Source organism: Caulobacter sp. D5 (genome assembly GCF_003185805.1).
Lineage (GTDB): Bacteria > Pseudomonadota > Alphaproteobacteria > Caulobacterales > Caulobacteraceae > Caulobacter.
Genome location: NZ_QHJY01000292.1, coordinates 1 through 5052, shown reverse-complemented (window position 1 = coordinate 5052; position 5052 = coordinate 1). Strand labels below are relative to the sequence as shown.

Here is a 5052-nt window from a genome sequence, read left to right as displayed (position 1 = left end):
ACGGTCCGCCGCCGCCACAACGCCCGCGTCCGCACCGCTCTTCAACCACTTCGCCATGGCCGTTTCTCCTGGAAGTCTCCCGAGAGAGGTGTCGCGCGGATCGGCGGCTCGCGCGCGGCGTGCAGCGGGAACGGTCGCTTGGCGGAGAACGATTCAGGCCGCCAGGCGGTGAGCCCGGCGCCAGGCCTGGGGCGCGGCGCCCATGGCGCGGCGGAACAGCCGGCACAGGTGCGACTGGTCGGCGAAGCCGCACAGATAGGCGATCTGGCTCAGCGGCTCGCGGGTGGTCAGCATCATGTGCTGGGCCGCCTCCAGCCGCCGGCGGGTGACATAGGCGTGCGGCGTCTGGCCGAAGGTGACCTTGAAGGCCCGGCCAAAATAGCTGGGGCTGAGCGCCACCAGGGCGCCCAGGGCCGCCGTGCTGAGATCGCCCTCCAGGCCCTCGTCGATGTGCTTGCGCAGCTTGCGGGCCTGCCAGGGGGCCAGGCCGCCCTGCACGGCCTGCGCGGCCAGGGGTGCAACGCTCGGCGCGGCGACGCCGACGACGCCAACGCCGACGACAAGGGCCGAGGCCTTGGCGATCAGGGCCCGGGCCGTGGCGGCCTCCGGTTCGGCCGAACGCTCCAGCGACCGTTCCAGGGCGCCGAGCACCTCGCGCAGGTCGGCGAAGCTGCGGGGCTCGCCCGCCAGTTCCCGCGCGGCCATCAGGCCGGTGGAGGGGGCGGCGTCGGAGAAGGATGACGGGGCGAGGAAGGACATGGTTTCGATCCCTGACTGCGGGCGCCCCGACGGGCCCCTTCGTTTTCGAGGATCATTGTTCTGCGACCGCGACGCAGGTCGCCATCGCACCCGCGCTTATCGTCGCAGTCCCTGGGTTTGGCGGGCTCATACCCAGGTATGGGATCGCTACCTTGCGAGGTGGGTCCGCGCGGCTTTCGACGCCGCGCGGACCCCGCCCGTCAGCCCTCGGCCAGCGAGGCGCTGTCGATCACGAAGCGGTACTTCACGTCGCTCTTCTGCATGCGCTCGTAGGCGGTCTCGATCTCCTGGATCCTGATCATCTCGATGTCGGAGACGATGCCGTGCTCGGCGCAGAAATCGAGCATCTCCTGGGTCTCGGCGATGCCGCCGATCAGCGAGCCGGCGATCGACCGGCGCTTGAAGATCAGGGCGGCGACGTCCGGGCTCGGGTGAGCGTGTTCCGGCACGCCGACCAGGCACAGGGTCCCGTCGCGCTTCAGCAGGGCGGTGAAGGCGTCGAGGCTGTGGCTGACCGAGACGGTGTTGAGAATGAAGTCGAACGAGTTGGCGTGGGCGGCCATCTCATCGGCGTTGCGCGACACCACGACCTCGTCGGCGCCCAGGTCCAGGGCGTCCTGGCGCTTGGCTTCCGAGGTGGTGAAGGCCACGACGTGCGCGCCCAAAGCATGAGCCAGCTTGACGCCCATGTGGCCCAGGCCCCCGATGCCGACGACGCCGACCTTCTTGCCGGGACCGACGTTCCAGTGGCGCAGCGGCGACCAGGTGGTGATGCCGGCGCACAGCAGCGGGGCCACGGCGGCCAGCTGCTCCTCGGGGTGGCTGATCTTCAGCACGAAGCCGTCGTTGACGACGATCTGCTGCGAATAGCCGCCCAGGGTGTGGCCGGGGGCGTCTGCGGTCGGGCCGTTGTAGGTGCCCACGAAGCCGTTCTCGCAGAACTGCTCCAGACCATCGTCGCACGAGTGGCAGTGCTTGCAGCTGTCGACCATGCAGCCGACGCCGACCACGTCGCCTTCCTTGAAGCGGCTGACCGAACCGCCGACGGCCGAGACGCGGCCGACGATCTCGTGGCCGGGCACGCAGGGGAACAGGGTGCCGGCCCATTCCGAACGCACGGTGTGCAGGTCGGAGTGGCAGACGCCGCAATAGGCGATCTCGATCTGGACGTCGTGCGCGCCGACGGCGCGGCGGGTGATGTCCATCGCTTCCAACGGCTTGTCGGCGGCGAAGGCGCCATAGGCTTTGATGGCCATGTGCAGGATATTCCGATTGGCTTTTGGGGGGAGGAAGACCCGCGAGGGATCTTGCGAGGCCAATCTAGCGCGCGCGCGATCGTAAAATTAGCCGCTCAGCTTTTCACGGCTCGATGAGCAAAATTCATCAATCGACCTCTTGCGGCGCGGCCGCCACGGGCAGTCGAAGCTCGAACCGCGCGCCCTCTCCGGTCTGCGACGTCACGACGATCGTCCCGCCATGGGCCTCGGCGATGGTCTTGCAGATCGACAGCCCCATGCCCATCCCGCCGGACTTGGTGGTGTAGAAGGCGTTGAACAGCTGCGGCAGGCGCTCGGACGCCACGCCCGGCCCGGTGTCGGCCACCGACAGCACCACCGCCTCGCCCTCCCCTTGCCGCTCCACGGCCCCACGCACGGTCAGCACGCGCTCCGCCTCGTCCTCCAGGCCCTCGGCCATCGCCTGCACGGCGTTGACCATCAGGTTGACCAGCACCTGCTGCAGCTGGACCCGGTCGCCGTCCACCTCCGGCAGGTCGGCGGGAACCTGCACCCGCAGGGCCACCCCATTGGCCGTCAGCTCGCGCCGCACCAGCAGCACGGCGTCCTCGACCAGCGCGCCGAGCGCCAGCCGCGTCGTCTCCGGCTCGCCCTTGACGGCCATGGTGCGGATGCGGCCGATCACGCCCGAGGCGCGGTTGGCCTCGCCGATCATCCGGTCGAAGGCCCGGCGCACCTCCTCCAGGTCCGGCGTCTCGCGCTTCAGCCCGCGCAGGCCCGCCTCGCCGTTGGTGACGATGGCCGACAGCGGCTGGTTGACCTCGTGGGCGATCGAGGCGGTCAGCTCGCCCAGGGTCGAGATCCGCGCCGCATGGGCCAGCTCGGCCTGCACCCTCTGCAGGTCCTCCTGGGCGCGCAGGCGGTCGGTGATGTCGATGACGCCGACCAGGGTCGCCCCCTGCGGCAGGTATTCGCGCGGATAGCAGCAGGTGAACAGGCCGTCGAACTCGCGGCCGTCATAGGTGCGAAAGCGCGCCTCGCTTTCGTAGTGCGGCTTCTTCTCCAGGGCGGCGATCACGCTGGCGGCGAAGACGTGCTCGCTGCACGGCGGCCAGAAGCGGTCGACCGGACCCAGCAGCTGCTCGCGCGTGGCCTCGAACAGCTGCAGCGACTTCTCGTTGACGTCGACGACCTGGCTGGCCTCCATCATCTGCCGCACGAAGCGCGGGTTCTCGGCAATGTGGGCCCGCAGGCTGGTCACGCCCCTGGCGCGCAGGGCGCCGAACATTCCGGCCAGGGCCGAGAAATCCAGCTCCCAGAACGACACGCTCATGGCGTGGAAGACGTTGCGGAAGCGGTATTCGCTGCGCCGCAGGGCCTCCTCGGCCTTGCGGGCCTCGGTGACGTCGCGGCCGGTCTCCAGGATTTCGACCGGCGCGCCCGAGGCGTCGCGGCGCAGCGACCAGCGCAGATCGATCACCCCCTTGCGGCCGTCGGCCAGCCGTCGGGTCACCTCGCCCCGCCAGGCGCCCTGCGCCAGCAGGCGGGCGTTGATCTCCTCCAGCGGGGCCGGGAACACCGTCTCCAGCAACTGCGGCGCATGGGCGTGGCGGGCCGCCTCGCGGCTGTGGCCGTACAGCGTCTCGCACCCCTGGTTCCAGAACAGGATCCGCCCCTCCAGGTCGCGCACCAGGATCGGCTCGCGGGCCGTGTCCAACAGGCCGAGCAGGGATTCGGTCGAAACGTTCAAGACGTCGGGGTGGTCGCGCATCGAGATCACCGAAGGTTGCGCCCCTTTATTGACGGCGCGCAGTGGTTGGTCCAGCTATCGCCCTCATGTCGGTTCCGACGGTGCACATTGTCGACGACGACGGGGCCATACGCGAAGCCCTGGACAGCCTGTTCCGCTCGGTCGGGCTGGAGACGCGCCTGTTCGGCAACGCCCAGGACTTCTTTCGCTCCGGACATGCGCACGACGCGGGATGCCTCGTCTTGGACGTACGGCTCCCCGGCGTCAGCGGCCTCGACTTCCAGGCCCAGCTCAACGCCGCCGACATCCGCATGCCGGTGGTGCTGATGACCGGCCACGGCGACATCCCGATGACCGTGCGCGGCATGAAGGCCGGCGCCGTCGATTTCCTGGCCAAGCCCTTCCGCGACCAGGACATGCTCGACGCGGTGACCGCCGCCATCGGCCGCGACCAGGCCCAGCGCGCCGAGCGCTCCGGGCTCGACGAGGCCCGCCGCCGCTACGACACCCTCACCGCCCGCGAGCGCCAGGTCATGGCCATGGTCGCCGCCGGCCTGATGAACAAGCAGATCGCCTTCGAGATCGGGCTCTCCGAGATCACGGTGAAGATCCACCGCGGCTCGGCCATGCGGAAGATGGAGGCGCGTTCGATGCTGGAGTTCGTACGCATGGCCGAGCTGCTCGGCGTCGCCCCTGCGACATGACGCCATACACCCGAGTATGATTCCGCCGCCGGCCGGTCTGGGGCAGATAGATCCCACCCGCCGCCCTTCGCCTGTCCGCCCGCTCCCGGCGGGACCGGAAGGGACGAGCCGGAAGGGACGAGTAGGTGTCGCAAGCCCCGTTGATTGCCGTGGTCGACGACGACGAAGCCGTCCGGGCTTCCCTGGAGGCCCTGATCCGCTCGCTGGGCCACCGCGTCGCCACCTTCGCCTCGGCCGCCGCCTTCCTGGCCTCAGAGGCCTCGTCCGGCGCCGACTGCCTGATCAGCGACGTCCAGATGCCCGGCCTCTCAGGCTTCGACCTACAGCTGGCCCTGGGCGAACGCGGCCTGGCCACCCCCGTCATCCTGATCACCGCCTTCGACGACGCCCGCGCCCGCGCCCGCGGCCTGGCCCTCGGCGCCGCCTGCTTCCTGAAGAAACCCTTCAGCGGCGACAGTCTGATCCGCTGCCTGGAAGCGGCGCTGGCCGGGCGCTGACGCGGACGACAGATCGACCGGCGGCAGGCAGTTTCATGATTTTGGAGAAATGGCGCGCCCGGAACGATTCGAACGTCCGACCCTCAGATTCGTAGTCTGATGCTCTA

Annotated in this window: 5 protein-coding genes; 2 read left to right on the top strand and 3 right to left on the bottom strand. The window is 69.6% G+C overall.

Going from position 1 to position 5052, the window contains the following annotated elements; all coding sequences use genetic code 11:
• Nucleotides 1-153 precede the first annotated feature (153 nt).
• From DMC18_RS18170 to DMC18_RS18160, 3 genes are all read right to left on the bottom strand, one after another.
• On the bottom strand, nucleotides 154-759 hold the full coding sequence (locus tag DMC18_RS18170) for a helix-turn-helix domain-containing protein (RefSeq protein WP_110133179.1): 606 nt from the start codon (nucleotides 757-759) through the stop codon (nucleotides 154-156).
• 200 nt (nucleotides 760-959) lie between these two features.
• Nucleotides 960-2015, bottom strand: coding sequence for an NAD(P)-dependent alcohol dehydrogenase (locus DMC18_RS18165; RefSeq protein ID WP_110121675.1), 1056 nt, complete (start codon nucleotides 2013-2015; stop codon nucleotides 960-962).
• Nucleotides 2016-2142: 127 nt separating this feature from the next.
• Entirely contained in the window at nucleotides 2143-3765 is a 1623-nt protein-coding gene (locus DMC18_RS18160; protein ID WP_146218128.1) for an ATP-binding protein, read from the bottom strand.
• A gap of 65 nt (nucleotides 3766-3830) precedes the next feature.
• On the opposite strand from DMC18_RS18160, the gene DMC18_RS18155 reads away from it, so the two are divergent.
• Both DMC18_RS18155 and DMC18_RS18150 read left to right on the top strand, forming a co-directional pair.
• On the top strand, nucleotides 3831-4448 hold the full coding sequence (locus DMC18_RS18155) for a response regulator transcription factor (RefSeq protein ID WP_110121673.1): 618 nt from the start codon (nucleotides 3831-3833) through the stop codon (nucleotides 4446-4448).
• Between the two features lie 125 nt (nucleotides 4449-4573).
• Nucleotides 4574-4945 carry a response regulator transcription factor gene (locus DMC18_RS18150; RefSeq protein WP_110121672.1) on the top strand — a complete coding sequence of 124 codons (372 nt, stop codon included), beginning with the start codon at nucleotides 4574-4576 and terminating at the stop codon, nucleotides 4943-4945.
• The last annotated feature ends 107 nt before the right edge of the window (nucleotides 4946-5052 follow it).